Genomic DNA, 22,426 nt, shown 5'->3' with positions numbered 1-22,426 from the left:
GTCACGCGCCATGCCATCGAGGGTCTTCAAAACTCAAAACTCAAAACTCAAAACTCAAAAATTACTCCCTTAATGTTGTAATATAAAGTATTTGGGTAAAAATTAGTCAGGTACACAAGGAAGTTCTATGTCGCGATATCGAGGTCCGCGCCTGCGGATTGTCCGTCGTCTGGGCGATCTGCCCGGTTTGACTCGCAAATCCCCCCGTCGTTCATACCCACCCGGTCAACATGGTCAAGCTCGCCGGAAGCGGTCAGAATATGCGATTCGATTGGAAGAAAAACAGAAACTCCGCTACAACTACGGAGTCACAGAAAAGCAATTGCTTCGCTATGTTCGCAAAGCACGTAGGGCAACGGGTTCCACGGGTCAAGCGTTGCTAGAACTGCTAGAAATGCGACTGGATAACACCGTATTTCGTTTAGGAATGGCAGGTACTATTCCAGGTGCGCGTCAGCTTGTGAATCACGGTCATGTGACGGTCAATGGTAGGGAAGTGAATATCGCTAGCTACCAATGCCGTCCCGGTGATGTGATTATGGTTAAAGATAATGAGCGCTCTCGGGGTTTGGTGGCAAAAAATCTGGAATACCCCGGATTGGCAAATCTACCGAGCCATTTAGAGTTTGACAAGAAAACATTCACGGGTAAGGTCAATGGTGTGATTGAGCGTGAGTGGGTCGCTCTGCAAATTAACGAACTGCTGGTGGTTGAGTTCTATTCACGGAAAGCGTAGATTGGTCATTGGTCATTGGTCATTGGTCATTGGTTAATGCTTGATCACGTAAAAAACGTTGGTCACATTCACTACCAAGAAAAAACAAAGGACAAATGACGAATGACGATGACTATCCACCAATTTGTGACATGGTGCGAGTGTAGTAACCATCAGTGCCAGAGTCTCGCTGTTTAAAGTTGATATCTGGTTTAATCGCTAGTAACTGCTGCACTCGCGCTCTTAACTGGGCGAGATCAACGCCGCTACGCAGAGCGCTTTTTAAGTCAATCTGACCCGTTTCATTGAGTAAACAGGGGCGCAACCACCCATCAGCGGAGAGGCGCATCCGGTTACAGCGATCGCAAAAACATTCGGACATCTGACTGATAAAGCCGAGAGTCCCCAAGGCATTAGGAATCTGGAATACATCAGCCGGTCCATTTCCGCGCACATTTGACTCAACTAAGCCCCAGCGATCGCGGATTTGCTGGCGTAGTTCCTCAGAAGGAATCCAGGCGCGATCGTTAAATAATTCAGGATTGCCAATGGGCATAAACTCAATAAAGCGAATGTGCCAATGGCGCTCAAGGGTAAGTGCGGCTAAATCCAGGACTTCTGAGTCATTCACCCCTGGAATAACGACGATATTCAATTTCAGCGGATCAAACCCAACCCGATGTGCCGCCTGAATTCCGTCCCAAGTTTGCCGCCAGCGCGATCGCCCCCGATTCCCGATAATTTTGTCAAAGGTATCAGGATTGAGAGAGTCCAAGCTAATATTAATCCGCCGCAATCCCGCATCATACAAGTCTTGTGCCATGCCTGCGAGTAAAAAGGCATTCGTTGTCATCGCTAAATCTTCGGTTTGATCCAGTGCAGCAATTTCTCTGACCAACTCTACCACCCCTGGACGCAGTAGCGGTTCTCCACCCGTCAGGCGAAACTTTCTAAACCCCACCGGGATAAACACCTCTTTCAATAGCGTCAGCAGCTCCTCATGGGTGAGGAGTTCCTGTTGCAGGATATAGTCAAGTTCTGACCCGTCCGGCATACAGTAGTGACAGCGGAAGTTACAGCGGTCAATGAGGCTAATCCGGAGATAATCGACAGTGTTCATTATATTTTCTAGTTATCGTACAAGACTCCAGGGGCGAAAACTGCCAATATAATTCCCTCTCCCCCATCGATAAGCGGCTATTGTTCTATGATAGGTATCTTCAACTCATCGGAAGCTAAGGATTATGTATTCAATGCATAGAGCAGAACAAAAACTAAATTGGCACAATCCTGGCACACCTATCCTGTCGGTGTATGTAACTATTAACATGTGAACGTTGAGGCGCATCACTCCTATGTTAGGCAAGTTATTGGATGGTCGTTACCAAGTCAACCAAGTCCTCGGTGCAGGAGGATTTGGTCGCACGTACCTGGCACAAGATACCCGGCGTCCCGGTAGCCCGATTTGTGTGGTCAAACACCTTCAGCCGGCTAATCGTGACCCCAATTTCTTAGAAACTGCCCGACGCCTGTTCAACAGCGAAGCAGAAACCCTAGAAGTGCTGGGCAATCATGACCAGATCCCGCGTCTGCTTGCCTACTTTGAAGAAGACCAAGAATTTTATCTGGTTCAGGAATATATTGAAGGGCATCCCCTCAGCAAAGAGTTGATACCGGGTCAACCGTGGGATGAGACGCGAGTTATTGCTCTGCTGCAAGAACTCTTAGAGGTTTTAGAGTTTATTCATAATCGTGGCGTGATTCACCGGGATCTTAAGCCAGATAACTTAATTCGGCGTAATTTAGATAAAAAGTTAGTCTTATTGGACTTTGGGGCGGTTAAGCAAATCCGGACTCAACTGGCGACTTCTCAGATGCAGATGAGCAATACGGTTGCTGTGGGGACTCCGGGTTATATGTCCAGCGAACAGGCTTTGGGTCAACCGCGTCCCACCAGCGATATTTACGCCTTGGGAATTATTGGTATCCAGGCAATTACGGGTCGTATGCCTGCCGAATTGCAGGAAGATTTAAATACAGGCGAACTGATCTGGCAGCATTTTGCACCCGTGAGTCCAGGGTTGAAGAATATCCTGACCCGGATGGTGCGCTATCATTTCAAAGACCGCTACCAGTCAGCCACAGAAGCCTTGCAAGCGGTGCGATCGCTCACAGCCTCCCCTTCTACTCCGTACAGTCAGCAGATTCCGCCTTCTAGACCAACGCCACAACCCACACCCCTATCGGAACAAGGCACTCTGGCAGTTTCCCCAGCAGCACCACCTCGACAACCTGCCCCTCCTCCCCCTCCTCGCCCTCCTGAACCCACACCCCCATCTGAACCGAACCGCGCCCCATTAGTCATTGGTATTGGTTTAGCCGTGGCTATGGCAGCCGCAGGCATGGCGTATGGCATTCGTCAGGGTTTATCCGGTCAAGGAGTGGCACGAGGGAATTGTACGGTGACGGCTCAAACCTTGAACGTGCGGTCAAACCCCAATGCAGCGGTTGTTGGCACGGTTAATAAAGGCACAAACTTATCCCTAACTGGCACCAAGCAAGGGGATTGGGTGGAAATTCGTTCACCGAAACAAGGGTGGGTTTTTGGGCAGTATATCGATTGTGCCTCTGTGGATACCATTGCTGAACAACCTGCTAGCCCTACCCCAGAAGAAACTCAACCAAGTCCGACTCCAGTTGAGGCAAAACCCAGTCCCACCCCCGCCGAAAAACCAACTCCAACCCCGCAAAAATCCCCCGATCAACCCAAACCCGATAATGGGGCAAAGGTCTTGACAGAAGCGTCAGAAGAGTATCAACAGGGTAACTTAGATCGAGCGATCGCGGCGGCTCAATCGGTTCTCCCCAGTAGTCCGGCGTTTGAGGATGCTCAAAAGAAAATCGAGACTTGGCAAAAGGAATGGTCAGACGCTAAAACCAAATTCGATAAGATTGAGCAAGCCTACAATGAAGGGCGCTATGTTGATGTGATCATTTATGCCGCAGACAGCGATTTTCCGGAACAACGCTATTGGCGAGAAAAGTTGAATGAATTAGTGCGCCAAGCTACCCAGCGTAAAAATCAAGGGGATACAAATCAGCAAACCCCGCCGTCATCCGAACAGTCAAATCCCCAAAACCCTAAACCGGACACACAACAACCCGTTCAACCCTCACCTAAACCCACAGGGGACAATTCAGTGCCAATTTGTGAACCGGAAGCCGAAGAAGCCTGTTGATATAGCAGTAGACACATCGATTAGGACTTTCCGAACAGTGGTAGAGACGTTGCATGGAACGTCTCTACACGCAATTTTTCAGTTGCTCTACGTGGGTTTGATGTAGCTCTGTTAGTTCGCGCAGGCGGACGAAAGTTTGTGTAGCTGCTATTTCCTTTTCAACAGGGCTAAGAATAATACATTGGTGGGTTACGGCGGATATCTAATTAAAGGATTGGTTTTGTTCATTTAATTCCGCCTAACCCACCCTACTAGCTACTAGCGTGGCACACCTAAAATGGTGGATTAGTATTGTAGGGGCGCACGGTGTGCGCCCAATTTCACCGTCAAATCTATTCCACAATTTTAGCTGTGTCAGTCCACTACACCCAATACTGCTCGGATAAGCCTTGAGTACAAGGGCAGGTAGGTTGGTTTGAGGTAACGAAACCCAACGTTTTACTGGGTTTGTTGGGTAACGCTTGCGCTCTACCCAACAAACAATTTTTCTTAACCGAGCAGTATTGACCCTACACCTGTATAGTGTTTGTTCTCATTCTCTTAACTACCAAGGATTTCCCACCAGGGTAAACGCACTCCAATAATAAGGATGAGTTAAATTAAGATCACCTTGGTTTAGTAATTCCTCTGGTAAGGAAACCCTAACAGATGGCGTGACTAATTCATCTCCGTCTAATTTAACTTCCCCCCGCATCATTGCCAGTTGTGCTTGTCGCAAGGCTTCAGCTTTAATTGGGGCTTGTTTTAACTGTTGATAAAATGTGGTCATCAGTCCTAATGTCCCAGTATCACTGACATACCAGAGACTACCCAATGCCGATTTTACCCCAGCTTGTACCGCTAATCCGGTAAATCCTAACTCCGCTTGTTCATCCCCTAAAGCTGAACGACAGGCACTCAATACCATCAGTTCGACTGGGGGATTATCTAATTGCAACTCTCGCAACTTATCTAGGGTTAATCGAGTATTCCAAAACTGAATATAGGAGTTATTTGGTTTTCCCGGTTTAAATTCTCCATGGGTAGCGAGATGGAGAATACCAAACGGTTGATTAGCGCGGGCTTGTTTGAGATTTTCTAGGGTAAAGGTTTGGTTAAGAAAGGACGTACCTGACCACAACTGATTGGTAATCATCGATAACTCTTTGGGGACAGCAGGTAAAGGGTCTTGTTCCTCAAACTGAGACGCGCCCATGGCTAATATATCAGCATTTCGGATATCCACATACCGGGTATCGGTGAGGCTAAAACTGGGCATTAACCCCACGCTGTAGTTCTCGATAATAAATTGGTTTCCGTCATAAAGTGTAGCGATGGGGAGGGAACGCAAGCCACTATCCATAACGAAGCTAAGATTATTAATTTGTTGGGCTTGTAATTCTTCTGCGATGGGGGAAATTAACCAATCATAAAGTTGTTGTGCAGACGGTTTATAAGGACGAGGAATACGAACATCGGTGACAGCGCGACGTAATTGTTGCACTTGTTGCAGAACTTTCTCTCGTGTTGCGCCCGGTACGGGACGACGAATTACGTCTCCAGAGGCGGTAACTAGGACGAGTTCTAGTTGGTCAGTGGGTTGAGGATTGGGGTTACTGGAAAGTTGTTGGCGTTGAGGGGTGGAAGCATTAAATTGCCAGAGGATTTCGGTTTTGTCTTTGGGATTGGGTTTTTCGGGGGTGGGGGTTTGGGGTTTAAAGAAGGCGTAAATTAGGGCAGGTTTTATGCCAGTTTGTTGTTCAATTTGACCCAGTGTTGTTTGCACTTGTTCAGGCGTAGCCGTGGGGGTATTACTAATCCCTAGGTAACTTTCATAAGCATTTGTGAAATTGCCTTCTTGTTGAGTCAGTTCAGCTTCAGCCGTTGGGGTGGTAGTGTTGGTTGTGGATGAGACAGCGACTGGACTACTTTCGTCTGAAATGCTATCTTCCTCGGCAGATTCATTACTCTCAGTCGGTTGAGTGAGATCAACTGGATTTATCGGCGGTTCATCAATGGTAGTGGTGGGAATATCACCGCGAATAATCGCAATATTTCCTTCTCGGTGAGTTAGGGGAAAGGAACGCGGCGGGATAATACTAATGTCTCCGCTGGTGAGAACGCCAGCCGTACCATTAATTTCTGCATCACCGACTTTAAACGGTGTGAGTGCGTCACCCCCATGGCGAATGGTAATATCTCCTCCACCGTTACCACCAGCCGTGGAGATACTGGCGTCTATCCCATTTTGGTCAGTAAATGTATCTGTAGCGCGGAAGTATTTGCCTGCGGTGATATCGACGTTACCCCCTGTACCATTCTCCCCACCTTGAGCATTAATCGAAGTAACCTGAATATCACCGATAGGGTCAAGGGTCACATTACCACCGTCACCAGAACTTCCACTGGTATTAATTGCACCTGTGGTTATTTCAAATTCAGCTTGAACAACAATATCACCGCCACTCAATCCAGAACTAATCAGATTTCCGATCGCCAATTTACCCGAATTTGCGTTAAGATATATGACTCCCCCCTTTCCCGTGGGGTTATTGGTATTTAAGGTAACCCCACCCCCTTCAAAATCACTCGTGCTGATATTAATGTCTCCCCCACGGGTTTGCACGACGCCGGAACCGGAAAAGGCGATAGGATTAGAACTACTCACCGAAATATCACCGCCATTGGTTGTCAGCGCGATCGCACCTGCGGTAAGATTGCCTGTAGTAATCGCACCATTGTTGCTGGTGATGATAAGGGCGCGATCGCGATTGATAATGTCACCTGTAATAATATCCTGATTTGCCAGCAAGGTAATCGTTGCATTCCCCTCTCCCGTGATGGTTCCCCCGGTGGTATTGATGGAACCTGAACCCACGGGTGCTTGCAATGTGACAGGGGTTTGGAATGTAATATCATCGGTTAGGGTAATTGCACCACTGCTAGTTGTCCCCCCAATCGTGATTGAGGTAAACGTATTTTGTAGGGAATTAAGTTCCGGTGCGGTTAAATCTAAAATACTATTACTACCACTATCCACACCCCCTAGCTTAATCTCTTGGCTTGAGGTTAAAGGATGAAGGGTTAAATTCCCAGTTCCAGAGATATTTCCTGTAAAATTAAGCTCATCACCGATGAGGGTAAGATTTCCTGCACGCCCATCGATATTGCTGCTGATATTCGCTGCGTTATTGAATTGGAAGGTATCATCTGAGTTTCCACCCGTCAGGTTAGAAAAGCCACTAAAGTTAAGTCCGTTAACTGTACCGCTATTGCTTCCGGTAATCGTCCAATTATTCGCGGTGTTATTAGCAATTAACGTACTGGTTGCGTTGGCGGTTCCTGCAATCTGTTCAATATTTACCCCACCCAATGCGGCTAAGTTTACCGTTAGGGAACTGGTATAGGCGGAGTAGTCTAAGGTATCTATCCCCGCGCCACCGTCAACTGTTCCGGTAAAAGTTACCCCATCATTGAAGTTGAATGTATCATTATTATTGCCACCTCTTAGATTAGAGAAGGTGCTGAAATTAAGTGTGTCATTAATTGTGCCACTATTGCTATCTGTAATCGTCCAAGTATTCGCTGTGTTATTAGCAACTAGAGTGCTGGTAGCGTTGGCAGTTCCTGCAACCTGTTCGATATTTACCCCACCCAATGCGGCTAAGTTTACCGTTAGGGGACTGGTATAGGCGGAGTAATCTAAGGTATCTATCCCTGGCCCGCCGTCAACTGTTCCGGCAAAGGTGACGCCATTATTGAAACTAAATGTGTCGTTATTGTTGCCACCTGTTAGGTTGTTAATTGAGGTAAAGTTACTACCATTAATAATGCCAGCATTGGAGTTGGTTAAATTCCAGGTGTTCGGGGTGTTACTAGCAATTATTGTATTGTTGCCTCCACCTCCGTTAACGCTTCCCATAAAGGTAACGTTATCATTGAACTCAAATGTATCGTCACTACTCCCTCCGGTCAGATTTGAGAAAGTATTGAAATTAAGTGTGCCATTAATTGTGCCGCTATTGCTATTCGTAATCGTCCAATTATTCGCGGTGTTATTGGCAACTAAAGTACTGGTAGCGTTAGCAGTTCCTGTAACTTGTTCGATATTAACCCCACCCAATGTGGCTAAGTTGACGGTTAGGGGACTGGTATAGGCGGAGTAGTCTAAGGTATCTGTACCCGCACCGCCATCAATGGTTCCCGTCAATATAACACCATTGTTTAATTGGAAGATATCATTAGCATTACCACCACTCAGGTTGGTAAAATCGGAGAAACTAAAGGTTCCATTAACTGTTCCAGCATTATTAGCGGTAATATTCCACGTATTTGCTGTATTTGTGCCAATTAATGTGCTACCCGTATTACCAATCGCGGCTTCAATATTTTCACCGCCAATAGCGGCTAGATTAACGGTGACTGGATTTTGATTACTGGAGTAGTCCAGGGTATCTATACCCTCACCGCCATCAATCGTGCCGCTAATAGTCGCATTGTTCGTGAATCGAAATGTATCATCTCCATTACTGCCAATTAGGTTTTGAACATTCCTAAATGAAGAGATTCTACCACTTATTGCGTCGAGATCAAGGAATGTAGCATCACCAGCATTATCTTCCGTGATATTCCAACGGTTAATTGTATTACCAATCAGAGTATTGTTTCCACCGTCACCGTCAATATTCAGGTTAAAGAAACTTCCATTCCTGTTGAAAATGAAGGTGTTATCGCCAGAACCACCACCGATAGTAATTGAGCTAAACCCATCCCCTAGTCGATTCAGTTCTGTTTCTGTCAGATCTAATGCCGATGTATCATTGTTATCTCCACCAATAACAATATCTTGATCAGGTGTAAAAGGCTCAAGCCGAATAGTTCCGTCATTGCTACTTGCACCAATATCAATTTCATCGCTGGTGACAATAATATTCCCGCCACCTAAAGAACCTGTGGCATTGATATTGGTAATAATACTCGTTGCAGCTTCAAGAGTGACATCGCCACCTGTACTATTACCACCAGAACACTGATTGGCTACACCGGAACAGGAGAGTATTTGACCTCCAGTTCCCCCAAAAAACGTGGTGTCTATTGTGCCACCACTGGTGAGATTTATAGTTCCGCTACTTTGGGAACCAATTGACTGTATATCATCAGTGTAAATATTGCCGCCTGCATCAAAGGTAATATTGCCCCCATTACCATTATCAGTAAATGATAGAACATCAGTATTAATAGAAATATCACCACCCGCTTTGACAGCGATATCACCACCATTACCTGTTGTTGAACCTTGCCAAATCGTCAAAATTTGTGATGCAGTAATATCCCCTGAAGCTTCCAAATTGACAGAACCACCATTATCACCATTGGTTGTCGTGTTAGTTCTGATGCTTCCAGCTTCAATACTAGCGGCGGGTTGTGTGGGAGTACCTATGGTAATGGAACGACCGGGATTTGTGATATTTCCCGTGCGAATTGTTCCCCCAGATAGCAACGTAATCGTGGCATCGTCTGATCCAGTTATAGTACCACCTGTAGCGTTTATTGATCCGTTAGGCGATCGCCAGGTAACCGGGTCATTGAATGTAACATCACCAGCTAGGGTAATTGTACCACTACTGTCAGCTCTTCCGATAGTGATAGAAGCAAAACCATTAGTGATATTAGCGAGTTCATCAGTATTTAAGAAGGTTGTTATCGGATTACCTCCTCCACCGAGTTCTAGATCGAGATTTGCAGTTTCTGGTTGCAAAATGAGATTACCACTACCCACAAGTTCAGGATTACCAAAACCGCTCATTTCAATCCTATCAGCCGTGATAGTAACAGTCCCAGTCCCTGAATCAATTTGATTAAAAACCTCGATGCCGCTATCGCTAGGATTCTGGGTTGATCCTGTAAGGCGAATATCTCCACCTGCTGAGTTAAGGGAACCAACACTATCAAGTACAATACCATTACTCCCCTCAGAACTGTTGCCAGAACCAGTGATGGCAATCTCTCCTCCTCCTGAACTTACCAAGCTATCAATCCGAATACCAAGACTATCACTACTAGAGCCAATCAAGGTAATATTTCCCCCCTCGGAATTAATAGGATTATCGAAGGGATCTGTATTAATACCACGACTACCGATACTAGAACCAGTAAGGTTTATATTCCCACCTCCTGAATTGATTTGACCATTATCAAAGAGATTGATACCGTCTTCCCCATTTCCCGTTCCAGTTATGATAATATTTCCGCCACTTGTCGAAATTATCTCTCTGATTTCAACTCTACCTTCGGCATCATTATCCATATTTGCATTAAGGGTGACGTCACCTTGATTCGTTGTAATGCTAGCATTAACAAAGATATTGTTATTTGCCTCCGCTGTTAAACGTACGCCAGTAGTAGTAATATTAACCGGAGCATCAAAGGTAATATCATTCGTAGCTTGCAAAGTTACGTTGGCTGTTGCTGCATTGATTGTGCCATTGTTGATAGTGTTATTGACACCTGGATCGGTAAATTGGTCATTCGCTGCTAACTCCGGTGGATTATTTCCACCCGCTACAATCGTGATGTTAGTTGGGTCTAAAAGTAAAGTTCCAAATTGACCGTGATTTGCAGACAAGTTGGCTGTGCCAGCAAAGTCAAGAACTTCCTTACCCGACACTTCAGCAAAACCGCCATTACCAGAATTGCTGCCACCGCCTGCTGTAATTTTGCCGTAAAAACGGGTTGCTTGATCAGACCAAACAAATACATTTCCTCCATTCCCCTCATTTAAAGCATCAGCGTTAATCGTGGAATCTTTACTGACAAACGTGCGCTCGGCATTGGGTATAGTATCTTTACCTTGATACCCTCCACCAATCCGCACATTTCCTCCGCCATTAATACCAGAAGCCTCCACATTGGCGGATATTAAACCAACTTTATTTCCCAATACATTAACCTCACCCCCAGTTACCAATGAGGGCGCAAGGCTTTGCGCCCCTACAGCCCCTACATTTCCGCTGTTAGACACATCAATTGTGCCAGAAACGATCGCAACGCCTGTCTCTTTTGGTAAAGTTACTCCAGTATCGGCTAATTTCACCTCTCCCGATGGGGTCACATCAAGTCCAGTCTCAACAGTTTCTTCTTTACCCGTTAACAACTCGGCTAAACCTAAGGGCGTAACGGGTAGCGGTTCTCCCAAATCAGTCGTGGGTTGTTCAATTTCTAAAGACAGCAGTTTCCCTGGCTGAGATATCTTGACTAAATTGGAACCGGGAACCGCTGCAATGGTAACCCTTCCTCCTGGTGTTGTGAGTGTTCCAGTATTAATTACACTACCAGCAATTAACGCTAAATTTTTCCCTGGTGATATCGCTAATTCACCTGCATTAACAATACTTCCCGGCTGGGATACGTTAAAGGAAAATTGATTCGGTGTGCCAATTAAGGCTTGATAGTTATTCGCACCACTCGCATGAAACCAATTATTATTTTCAAAACCCATACCTGTGGCGGTGGTGGCGATAAAGTCAGCCGGGACGTTTAATCTAGCATCTGCACCAAAAATCATCCCCGCCGGATTCATTAAATATAAGTTGGGATTGCCGCCGGTGACTTGAATCAACCCGTTAATTACAGAGGCGTCACCACCCACGACGCGACCAAGGATATTGTTTAAATTAGGATTTGCTAGAAAGTTGGCGATTTGATTGGTATCTAAGCCAAACTGCTGGAAACTGTGGAATAAATTATTCCCATCTGCCGAAAGACTACCACCGGAAATATCATATTGGGTATCATTTTCTGTGATAATTGTACCTGTACCGTCTGCGGCTGGGGTGATGGATTGAGCTAGGGCGGCGGAATCCCCCATCAGTGAAGCCACGCCACAGAGAATCGATTGACATAGAGAAACAAGGGCAAACAAGCAGCAGAAACCCAACCCAGACGATTTCATGATTGACCACCCTTTTCGTGCTATTTTATGTAGTCTCGCTTATTCTCAATCGTTTGGGACTGATGTTTTAATAAAACGATACAACATTTATTTGTTTGTTATTAATCTTGTAGAGGCGCAAGGATGGTGTCTCTAAAATCATGGATTGGTGGGTTACGGCGGATAGGAAATCAAAAGGTTGGTTTTCTTAATTAAATCCCGCCTAACCCACCCGAAAAGACGACAATATGACAAACGGACATTTAAACCTATTAAGTATTCGCGATCGCCTTTTATCTCTAATCGGGTTGCTGTTCTCTCACCCAACTCCGAAACGCCCGTAATGTTGCGGTTTCTCCATCCGCTAAACTTTGCCGAATAAACCGAGGAATTGCTGCTAACGGTAGCCAGGGAAACGTCGGACTTCTCTCCACAGATTGATAACTCGTTGATTCTGGAGATAAAACAAACACATCGAGTTTACGTCCATCATAACGCCACAGTTCTGGTACACCAATCGCGGCATAAATTGGCAGTTTATCCATAGAACCACTGGTCATGTCAATTTCTAATACTAGATCGGGTGGCGGGTCATTCGCCAAATCAATCTCTTGTTTATGTCTAACCTTGGGTTCATTTTGGATGTAGTAACAGGAGTCAGGTTCTCCCCCTTTTTTTCGTTTTTCTCGCTTCAGAGTGAGAGAACCAAACCGTTTTAGGTTGAGATTTAGTTCATCTGCGATCGCGCCAATTAAGCTTTCAATAAAGCGGTTATTATTTTCATGAGATCCTAAGGGCGTCATAATTTCTAATACCCCGTCATTGTAAGCCAAACGAGCGCAGCGATTTTCCCCTAAGTCTGCGAGTAACTGCTCAAACGTTTGCCAACTGATATTTGACAGAATGACCCGATTTTCGGTTAGTTCAAACGTAGCTGTTGTCATCACCTATTCCTGAACAAATTATCCCTTTTGTAGAGACGTTACACCGGAACGTCTCTAACCTCTTAGAAGGGCGGGTTTAGTCAACTTATCGGTTGTGTCCAAAACGTTATGAGTAAAACCCGCCCCTACATTCCTGTTCGGCTTAAATTGAAATACCTAGCTTTAGACCGAGGACAATGTGAACAACGAGCAGGATCATAATCGTACTACCCAAATAAGCATGAGCAGTACGAAACAATTCCTTCTTGTCACCTCCAAAACCCGTTAAAGCGATTAGCGCGTTAATTCCTAACAAAATGACGGCAGAAGAACCTGTCCAAAAATGTGGACTTTCAAAGATAGGTTTATGCTGCATAACCAGGGAAAGAACCCCTCCGGTATAACCCAGCGCAATAAACAGGTACATCAACGGTGCAAGCTGACGGTGAGATGCACGACTTTTCGCCGCCACTTCCCCATCCTTTGTTAGGCGACTACGCCATCCCATATACGCGACAAAACTGCCGAGAACAACTATCACGATTCCCATCATGACAGGATGTCCCCAGTGAACAATTAGCTCAGGAATACCTATGCTGCGAAACCACGCAGCGAGAGGTTCTAGCGCTTGACTCAGTTGTTCTCCCATCGGTTTGAATTCATATTTATTTACATCTATCTATTTTGACACGCTTTTCGCTCCCAGCCACTTAAATGAGCGGCAAAAAACCTTGGACATAAGACAAATGACTAATCAGATAATCAGCCAAACTGCCAATCCCCAAAACGGGACATATCGCAACCAGCGCTCTTTTTTGTCCGAGGGAATGACGGCGGTTAATAATACACCCTGAAAAATGGAAAATAGCACCAAATCAACACAAAATGCTATAGTCACTCGGTTGCTCATCAGCAGTTCTCTAAAATAATGCGCCCTCTGTGCTAAATCTCCAAACTCCGGTCTTGCCACAAAACCCCATACAATTGCTAGAGTACCCACAATCAGCCCTATCCATCCGAAAAGGCGAGCTAACCAGCCTTTTTTAGGTTCATCCTTTTCTTGAGGAAGGGGAACGGTATAACGTAGCGCCATATAAGGAGTAAGAATAACATTGGTTAGGAACATTGCCACACTCCACATAAAAACCTTCGGTAAATGGCGTCCCCTTTTGTCAAGTAACAGCAAGGGGAGGAACATAAATATCCAGGCTTCGGCAAAGTTGAAGAGTGCTTCCAGGGTAGGGTGAACTGTCGGTGACTTCATATAATTAATGCCTACCGCATTTAAAATCGGTAAGATTAAGAAGAAATTTAACGACTCATCTAGAATTTCCTGTAAAGTTTCGGGTTGAATTGCCCAAATTGGTTCTCCGGGAAGAAGTTGATTGGATGGAGAGAGTAAGAGGACATAAGTATAGACTATCGCCAACAGTGCCAACGCGATCGCAACCCCAGGCTGAGGCTGTTCTGATTTAGCAGTAGCAGTGGTTTCTGGCTGACGTTTAAGTAATCGTCGTACCAAAGGAGTGACCAATCGGATAATCCAAAATGCAACTTTACCAGGTTTAATTGGCGGTTCAACCACATCACGGGCAAAAACTAACTTACCTGTGGTTTCAGACAGACGATAAAAGCTGACCCCTCGTCCATTGGGAAAGGGAATACCATCCAATTCAACATGCCAAAGGACACCCGTGGAAGATGGATCTCCTGTCGTAATATCATCAATAACAAAGAGTAAGTCATCGGGTACACCTCGAAAGGATTCTTCAAAAAGCTGCTGAACGGCGGCTTTCCCGCGAAAGGGTTTGGGAAAGTTGAGATCTTCATAGATGCACTCATCATCGATGCAGTCTATAGCGGCGGAAATATCCCTGCGGTTGATTGCCTGATACAGGGATTTAATCATCAAATGAGCAGGTTTTGTCATGTTGGCAGTTGGTGACTCTAATCAAACTATATCTGACATACTGCACCTGCTTTGTTGTTCCAACAAGAACGTTAGATTATTAGGTAAAGACAAAATCTGAAGCACTGAGTTGAGCTACATTCACACCTTCTAAGATAATTTGTGTCTGATCATGCCATTTCAACAAGGTACCGTTATCAGTGTCAGTGATTTTACCTGTGGATACCATCTGCGTGAACCAATGTCGGACATCCAACTTATTGTTCAATTTATGCCAGTTCTGAAATTTGATGGCATCTATACCAACCTCAAAATCTTTAATCACATCGTAGCTAGATTTCCAATTTTTTCCGAACCCTTTTTTCTGCCAATGGAAAACAAAGTGATCCAAACCCTCACCACCTGTGAGGACATTACTCCCTAAACCACCAATCAGGGTATCATTGCCAGAACCACCAATCAGAATATCATCACCCCAATCGCCAACCAAGGTATCATCCCCAAAACTGCCAACTAGGGTGTCATCACCAAAATCACCTTCTAGCCAATCATCGCCTTGACCCCCTTCGAGTAAATCATCACCATTCTTGCCTTTGAGGGTATCATCCCCTAGACTGCCGTACATATTATCGCTACGGTGGGTTCCCTGGAGCGAATCTGCCCAAATTGTGCCATAAATCACATCATCGCCCAGGTTCCCAATTAAGGTATCTCCGGTTAACTGAACTGCACTGCGATTGACTTGGACAATACTTAGGTGAATATCCTGTTGAAATGTGCGCTGATAGGTTCCCAACACTGTACCCGTCACCGAGTCAGTTTCATTGTTGCCGTATGTATCAATGGTTTTATCGGCGTCGATAATATTCAGATAGCGACTCATGCCAAACCCAACCTGACCGATGCGAGCAGACATGGATTTCTTGCCCAAGTTGTTTAATACATGGGTTAAATTTTTATTGACAATATTTGAGAGTCCTTTATTGGCATTACTCACTTCATCGGAAGAAATTAACGTTCCTTGGAGACCAAAATAATCGATCAGCTTTGGATTATTGATATCTGAGGTATCTAACACCAAAAAAGTGCTTTGTGACTGGGCTTTTACATATTCTGTATCGGGGTTTTCCACTTCTTTAGCTAGCACAGCTAAATCGGCGACAAAATCGAACGAGAAGAGTTGATGCGCGTCAACTGCAAAACTGGCGATGACTTGAGTCTCACTGTTACTGTTAACCTGAAAAGCACCATCATTGGCAACGGCAAAACTGTTGGTGAACAGAGTCGTGAAAGTCGGGTCAGTGATAAATGTCGCCTCAGCTTGGGCGATCGCCATAGCCACACCCCCTTTGACTAACGTCTCTGTTTCTGCGGATGTCAGACCCCTTGTCGCCGTTTGACTGTAGTTAAAAAAAACACCGCTCCCGGTGGCGTTGCCAAAGAGAGGATTGGGATTTAAGGTCGAATCAATGGGTTGCAAAAATAGAGTATCTGAGGTCATGAAATTTAAGCTTGTCAAGTATGAATCAAATGAATTGAGGATGAACTTCACCGAGTACAACCTCAATGTTCGGATTCTCGTATCTATCCGATTGATTTAGCCCAAACTCGATTCAGTGAAATAGTTCGCATAAATCACCAAGTCCAGTTAATTTAGCTTAACTATTTTTTACCTAATTTTCGACTCATTCCTGCCAAAATGGCAGGCTTATTGAAGAGGTGAACCGTATCTGGGTTAAGCGGTAGCCTCTCGATGTTGCTCTAAAAATGCGGCTACAGTTTGATTAAATTCTTCGGGCGCGACTAAAAAGGGCCAATGATTACCGGGAACCTGACAAACTTGTAAATTTTTCAAATAGGTTTTATAAGGTTTCAGTTGCCATTCTTGGCGATTCACCCCTTTTTCCGGTTGCACGAACAAGGTAGGGATATGAATCGGAACCGTTAATCCGGCGACGAGCATCACATCCTCAAACGTACCATCACGGGCAGCCACGGTAAACTTACTCCCCCAAGAACCATCGGGTTTTTGTTCAATACTGCCTTGAAAAACTTGCTGCTGTAAAGGAGTCCAATCTTGATATTGACTTAACTGACGTACTTTTTGTGCGGCGTCTTCATAACTCTCAAATGGACCCATCCCTTTGAGAAAAGGCAAAACCCGGTATAACAAAGGGAATGTTACCTTAAGCAGACTGGGCATTTTCCAGATAAAGATTGGATCAACTAAAATCATGCTGCGGAACCGTTGGGGATGCTGTTTTGCCCAAATCGGGGCTAATTTACCCGTCCAGGAATGTCCAATTATATGGGCTGATGACCATCCCAAGTGATCCAGGAGGGCTTCCAAGTCCGCGATCGCACTAGCAAAGGTATAATCATCTTCAGGTTTGCTACTTTCCCCATGACCCCGCATATCGGGAGCGATGATATGATAACTCTCAGCCAAATACTCTCCTAAATTTGACCACACTAAAGCGTGATCCGCTAAACCATGGAGCAGTAACAAGGGTTCTGAACCTTGATTCCACTCTAGATAAGACAATTGGATTCCAGATAAGGATACAGTTTGTCGTGTTGGTGTCATTTCGAGTTCCAGACGAGTCAATCCGAACGTAGAATAGCAAATATCAACAAAAGATAAAGCATTCTCCTGAGCAAGGATTAGGTCAGTAGAATCAAAACAAATCCTATTGGTTTGAGTAAACTTACGACTAATTGAGATTTAATAGAGGGAAACAATCGGTATGGCATTTACGGCTAGTGTTATTTCAACCAACGAATGGGGTGCTAAAGCTCCCAAACGGTGGCCCCAGCAAACGAGACCGCAATATATTATCATTCACCATACGGCGACTCCTAATCCTCCCAATGATCTATCCAGAGGAACATTGACAGGCGCCAAAACCTTGGCTCGCAGTATTCAAACCGCCCATATGGATGGCTTTGGCTGGATTGATTCCGGTCACAATTTTTTGAACACGACAGGTGGGTATTTGCTAGAAGGCAGACATGGAAGTCTGAATGCGGTTAAAAGGGGACGCAGTATCCGTTCATCCCATGCGGGTAGTAATAAAGGGAATGAGTCACCGGGTATTGAAAATGAAGGAACATTTACCACCTATCAAATGAATGCCAAACAGTGGGCTAGTTTGGTTGAGTTGTGCGCCTCGATTTGCTCAACCACTAAGATTAGCCCAGATAATATTCTCGGACATCGCGACTTTTCTCCCACTCAATGTCCTGGGGATTGGTTATATAGTCAATTACCTCGCTTGCGCCAGGAAGTACGTCAGCGACTGGGAACCTCTTTCCCAGCGATTTTGCGGGAAGGGGACACTGGACCCAGAGTCAAGGAACTCCAGCAAATTCTCAGCGCCCAAGGGTTTAAGGTGGGTCCAATTGATGGTATTTTTGGCGCAGGTACTGAAGATGCTGTAGTTTTGTTCCAAAAGTTTCATGGGTTAGATGCCGATGGTTTGGTCGGACCTGCGACGTGGAAGGTATTAGAACGGGTTTCTCAACCTACACCGCCACCTCCCACCGACACCGGTATTCCGACAGCGCCGGAGACAACAACAGGGGGAAGTACACCTTTGGGTTCACAAACCCCTTTCACCCAGGTTCAACTCCTCGATACCTATAAGTATTACCGGGAACTCCCCCACCAAATTCAAGCGATTCAGTGGTTACAAGGGCAAGTGTCGCAGGCGACATTGGTGGAGTTTTCCCAAAAATGGCGCAATCAACCGACAGACCCTTTTTTACCCCTCCAGGAAGGTTCCGTAGGTCCACAAGTGAAGCAAGCCCAAGAGATTTTGCGGCAAAAAGGCTTTGATCCAGGTCCTGCGGATGGGATCTATGGTGCCAAGACAAAAAGCGCTGTTATTGCGTTTCAGCGTTCAAAGGGAATGACAGCAGATGGGATTGTGGGGGCGGTTACTTGGTCTGTTCTGAATTTAGCTTAAGTGGAATGGTACTGACTTAAGGGTGGTGAGCAATGTCCACTCTACAGTATATCAAGAGTTTCGGCGAGCCAAAAATGCTTATTTCAGTACCATTCGGCTTCAAACTCACCAAGCAACAGTTAGTAAGTTTTCAATTTCCTGAAAGTTACCATCCCGGGTTACTAATGTCAAGTTATATTGGAGAGCAAGTGCAGCAATCCAAATATCGTTTTCAGGCAAAGGACGCCCTTTAAGACGTAACTTATTTTTGACGTCCCCGTAGTGACGAGCCGTTTGTGTATCACATCCAAGGACAGTACTGTTAGCGATTAATTCCTCAATCCGTTCTAAATTCTCTTTTGAATGTCCTGATTTTTTAGCACCATAACATAACTCGCCAACGGCGATACTGGGAACAAAGATTTCATCAGCTTGGATCAGGCTGTTTTTCACGGCTACTTCATCCGCAAAGAGCGCAATGATGATGTTAGTGTCTAATAAGTATCTACCACTCATTAAGGTCAACCTGTTCACAGTCTTGTTCTATGGCTTGGCGCATCAACTTAACATCATCGGGTGGGATTGAACCGGCAAAACGTAGTAATTGTTGCCCGGGGACGCCTTGAATTGGTGAATCGGCAATAGCGCGTGCAAATTCAAGCACTCGCCACTGCAAGTCTTGAGGCATAACTTTCAGTTGTTCAATTAGCTTATCCAGGATAGGTGTATCCATCTTGCTCTCGTGCCCAAAATTCTAAACTTATTCTAGTTTAGCTAGACCGCCAGTAAGCGTAATAGCGGTTTGTTCCAGACGAATATCTCTTTTAACCCGACTGAACCTACTATAGCGCAAAAAAAATGGCAAACTTTGTTCGCTGATAGCGAACTTATTTCGGATAGTCGGCTTTAAGTGAACTGTTGTGCATAAAATCGCGCATAACGTCCCTCTTTTTCTAATAATTCTGCATGGGTTCCCGACTCGATAATCTGTCCCTGTTCCATCACTAAAATACGGTCAGCACGGCGCACGGTGGTGAGGCGATGGGCGATGATAAATACGGTGCGCTCTTTCATAATCCGTTCTAAGGCTTCTTGGACTAAGGCTTCTGATTCTGAATCCAAGGCGGAGGTGGCTTCATCTAAGATGAGAATACTGGGATTGAGGAGAACCGCCCGCGCGATCGCAAGGCGTTGTCGTTGTCCTCCAGATAAGTTGATTCCCCGTTCTCCCACCCAGGTGTGATACCCTTGGGAGAATTGAATAATAAATTGGTGAGCATTGGCGATTTTGGCAGCCTCTTGAACCGCGTCTAAGTCAAAGTCTTTTTGACCAAAGGCAATATTCTGGGCAATGGTGCCAGAAAATAGGGTAGTTTCCTGGGGAACAATGCCAATTTGTCGCCGCAGGCTTTTGAGGGTAACATCTCGGATATTAATCCCATCGATCAGAATTTCTCCGGCTTGCGGATCGTAGAAACGGGGGAGTAAATTAACTAAAGTGGTTTTGCCAGCACCCGATGCCCCAACTAGCGCGATCGCGTCTCCTGGCATGGCAAGAAAACTCAAATCTTTCAGCACCCAAGGCGTTTTAACTGTAGAGACGTGCCATGGCGCGTCTTGCCATGGCGCGTCTTGATCTTTGGCGATTGATGATAACGTTTCTTCAAAACCCGCCCTTTCTAAGTTCTCTTGGGCTTGAGTGTAGGCAAAGCTAATCTGGCGATATTCCACTTTACCCGTAACTGGAGGTAGAATCATCGCCCTCTCTTTTTCAATCACCGTTGGCACAATCGCAAAAAGTTCAAAGATGCGATCAACTGATGCCTCACCCTGCTTAAATTCGTTATAGTTGCTAGTAACGATCGCGATCGGATCAATGAGCATGGCAACCGCCGCACCATAGCTGACAAATTCACTCCCAGTCAAGTTACCTTGGGCAATTTGCCATCCCCCCAGCAAAAAGACTAATAACAGGCACATCGCCTCCAGAAACCCCACCACGGGAAACTGAATCGCCTTTAACCGTTCCGCCGCATACTTGGCTTGACGATTGTTTTCTGCCTCTTGACTAAATCGCTCTAATGTGTACTCTTCAGCCGCAAAAGCTTGGACTAAACGAATCCCACTCAAGACTTCAATCAGCAACGCCGATAAATCTGACACCCGATTTTGACTACGCCGAGAAAACTGGCGCATCCGTTCGCCAAACCAGCCAATTAATAGACCCATTAACGGGGCAATGAGTACAATACCTAGGGTAAGTTGCCAGTTCAAGTAAATCACATAAGCGAAGACAGCAATTAACTGTAAGACGCTGGGGACAAACTGGTGAAAGAACTTGTTCACCACCTCACCAATGCGGTCAATATCCTCGGTGAGTCGATAGGATAAGTCCCCGGTTTTGGCAGTTTCAAAGTAGTCCAAACTCAGGGTTTGCAGGTGGGCGTAGACATTTTTCCGCAAATCCAGAGTAATAGACAAGGCAGCTTTTGCCATTAGGGTATCTTGCCCATACTGTGCCAGCTTCTGACCCAAGAAAATTAAAGCAGCAATTCCGGCAACTTGTGCGATCGCGCCCACATTTCCCTGTCCCACATAAGCCGCAATCCGCCCCGCTAGCCAAGCCAGGAGGGGCCACACGGCGACAAATCCCACAGTACAAGCTAAAGCTTGCCCAATGGTGAATCTTTGAGGGCGCAGATAAGGCAACAGTTGCCAGTAATGAGAACGGGTTTTCAATGTATAATCACCCAAATGCAATTTTCCTCTGTCTCACGCTATCAGCTTTGATCATTTCTACAAAGACTTTCCTGGAACCGGGGAAGTTTCTACTCCTTAAGTGTTTAAGGTATATCAATCAAAATGTAGGGGCGCAAGGCTTGCGCCCACACATAAATAACTCTTATGAGAAACCCGATACAATAATAGGACAGACTATTAAAGATTGAGGAGTTAGATTATGTCAACGGAAATGACTCAGACTCAGAGTTCCCCAACAACTCCCGTGGTTGACTGGGAACCCCAAATGCCGCCCACTGATTTAATTTTTGATGATGGAGAACCCTTGGAAAGTAACCGCCATCGCATTGCCATGAATCTGTTGATTCAGTTAGTCCATCAAGCCTTGGCACACCGCGAGGATTACTTTGTGGGTGGTAATATGTTCATTTATTACAGTCGCACCCAGGCACGAAATCGGGATTTCCGAGGACCTGATTTTTTTGTGGTGTTGAATGTGGATGGTACAGGTTCTCGCCAAGGTTGGGTAGTGTGGGATGAAGAGGGACGTTACCCGGATGTGATTATTGAACTGATGTCTGCTTCTACAGCTAATACTGATATTGGGACAAAAAAGGATATTTACGAAGGAACCTTTAGAACACCCGATTATTTCGTGTTTGACCCGTTTAACCCAAACTCTTTACAGGGATGGCGGTTGGATGCAAATTTACGTTATCAACCGTTGGTTCCGAATGAGTCAGGATGGTTATGGTGCGAAACTTTAGATTTATGGTTAGGAATTTGGCAAGGAACAATAAGCAGAGAAACAGCACCGTGGTTACGATTTTATGACCCAGAGGGGAATTTAGTTTTATTACCCGAAGAGGCTGAACATCAACGTGCTGAATCTGAACGTCAGGGGGCTGAATCTGAACATCAACGGGCAGAAACTGAACACCAACGCGCAGAAACTGAACACCAACGTGCCGAAACTGAACGCCAACGCGCCGAACGTTTAGCCGCACGATTGCGGGAGTTAGGAGAAGACCCAGATAATTAAGGA

The 22,426-nt window shown here is 45.5% G+C and carries 14 protein-coding genes; 4 read left to right on the top strand and 10 right to left on the bottom strand.

Annotated features, from left to right (window positions below; genetic code table 11):
* Positions 1-127 precede the first annotated feature (127 nt).
* Positions 128-736, top strand: a complete 609-nt coding sequence (gene rpsD, locus RIM23_RS01960; RefSeq protein WP_446363992.1) for a 30S ribosomal protein S4 — start codon at positions 128-130, stop codon at positions 734-736.
* 112 nt (positions 737-848) lie between these two features.
* Here the strand turns inward: rpsD and moaA are convergent, their stop codons facing one another.
* A complete protein-coding gene (gene moaA / locus RIM23_RS01955) occupies positions 849-1,835 on the bottom strand; it encodes a GTP 3',8-cyclase MoaA (protein WP_446363990.1) in 987 nt (328 codons plus the stop codon).
* 235 nt (positions 1,836-2,070) lie between these two features.
* Between moaA and RIM23_RS01950 the strand changes: the two genes are divergently transcribed.
* Complete coding sequence (locus RIM23_RS01950) at positions 2,071-3,954, top strand: protein kinase domain-containing protein (RefSeq protein WP_446363988.1); 1,884 nt, start codon at positions 2,071-2,073, stop codon at positions 3,952-3,954.
* A gap of 544 nt (positions 3,955-4,498) precedes the next feature.
* On the opposite strand, the gene RIM23_RS01945 is transcribed toward RIM23_RS01950, so the two are convergent.
* From RIM23_RS01945 to RIM23_RS01920, 6 genes are all read right to left on the bottom strand, one after another.
* Positions 4,499-11,884, bottom strand: coding sequence for a CHAT domain-containing protein (locus RIM23_RS01945; protein ID WP_446363986.1), 7,386 nt, complete (start codon positions 11,882-11,884; stop codon positions 4,499-4,501).
* 278 nt (positions 11,885-12,162) lie between these two features.
* Positions 12,163-12,807: a Uma2 family endonuclease gene (locus tag RIM23_RS01940; RefSeq protein WP_446363984.1), complete on the bottom strand. Its 645-nt coding sequence runs from the start codon at positions 12,805-12,807 to the stop codon at positions 12,163-12,165.
* Positions 12,808-12,949: 142 nt separating this feature from the next.
* Positions 12,950-13,435 carry a DUF4079 domain-containing protein gene (locus RIM23_RS01935; protein ID WP_446363982.1) on the bottom strand — a complete coding sequence of 162 codons (486 nt, stop codon included), beginning with the start codon at positions 13,433-13,435 and terminating at the stop codon, positions 12,950-12,952.
* Positions 13,436-13,540: 105 nt separating this feature from the next.
* Positions 13,541-14,716, bottom strand: coding sequence for a nuclear transport factor 2 family protein (locus RIM23_RS01930; RefSeq protein ID WP_446363980.1), 1,176 nt, complete (start codon positions 14,714-14,716; stop codon positions 13,541-13,543).
* 79 nt (positions 14,717-14,795) lie between these two features.
* A complete protein-coding gene (locus RIM23_RS01925) occupies positions 14,796-16,196 on the bottom strand; it encodes a calcium-binding protein (protein ID WP_446363978.1) in 1,401 nt (466 codons plus the stop codon).
* 234 nt (positions 16,197-16,430) lie between these two features.
* The gene (locus tag RIM23_RS01920) at positions 16,431-17,282 is read right to left on the bottom strand and encodes an alpha/beta fold hydrolase (protein ID WP_446364050.1); all 852 of its coding nucleotides are present in this window, start codon (positions 17,280-17,282) and stop codon (positions 16,431-16,433) included.
* Positions 17,283-17,442: 160 nt separating this feature from the next.
* On the opposite strand from RIM23_RS01920, the gene RIM23_RS01915 reads away from it, so the two are divergent.
* The gene (locus RIM23_RS01915) at positions 17,443-18,663 is read left to right on the top strand and encodes a peptidoglycan recognition protein family protein (protein WP_446363976.1); all 1,221 of its coding nucleotides are present in this window, start codon (positions 17,443-17,445) and stop codon (positions 18,661-18,663) included.
* A 105-nt stretch (positions 18,664-18,768) separates the two neighbouring features.
* Here the strand turns inward: RIM23_RS01915 and RIM23_RS01910 are convergent, their stop codons facing one another.
* From RIM23_RS01910 to RIM23_RS01900, 3 genes are all read right to left on the bottom strand, one after another.
* Positions 18,769-19,158: a PIN domain-containing protein gene (locus tag RIM23_RS01910; protein ID WP_446363974.1), complete on the bottom strand. Its 390-nt coding sequence runs from the start codon at positions 19,156-19,158 to the stop codon at positions 18,769-18,771.
* Positions 19,148-19,375 (bottom strand): hypothetical protein, encoded by a 228-nt coding sequence (locus RIM23_RS01905; RefSeq protein ID WP_446363972.1) that lies wholly within the window; start codon positions 19,373-19,375, stop codon positions 19,148-19,150. Before RIM23_RS01905 ends, RIM23_RS01910 begins: the two co-directional genes overlap by 11 nt.
* 173 nt (positions 19,376-19,548) lie before the next feature.
* Complete coding sequence (locus RIM23_RS01900; protein WP_446364048.1) at positions 19,549-21,381, bottom strand: ABC transporter ATP-binding protein; 1,833 nt, start codon at positions 21,379-21,381, stop codon at positions 19,549-19,551.
* A gap of 220 nt (positions 21,382-21,601) precedes the next feature.
* Between RIM23_RS01900 and RIM23_RS01895 the strand changes: the two genes are divergently transcribed.
* Complete coding sequence (locus tag RIM23_RS01895) at positions 21,602-22,423, top strand: Uma2 family endonuclease (RefSeq protein WP_446363970.1); 822 nt, start codon at positions 21,602-21,604, stop codon at positions 22,421-22,423.
* The last annotated feature ends 3 nt before the right edge of the window (positions 22,424-22,426 follow it).

Origin of the sequence: Coleofasciculus sp. G3-WIS-01 (assembly GCF_040223135.1) — a bacterium.
Classification (GTDB): domain Bacteria; phylum Cyanobacteriota; class Cyanobacteriia; order Cyanobacteriales; family Coleofasciculaceae; genus Coleofasciculus.
This window is presented reverse-complemented; position numbering and strand designations above follow the sequence as displayed.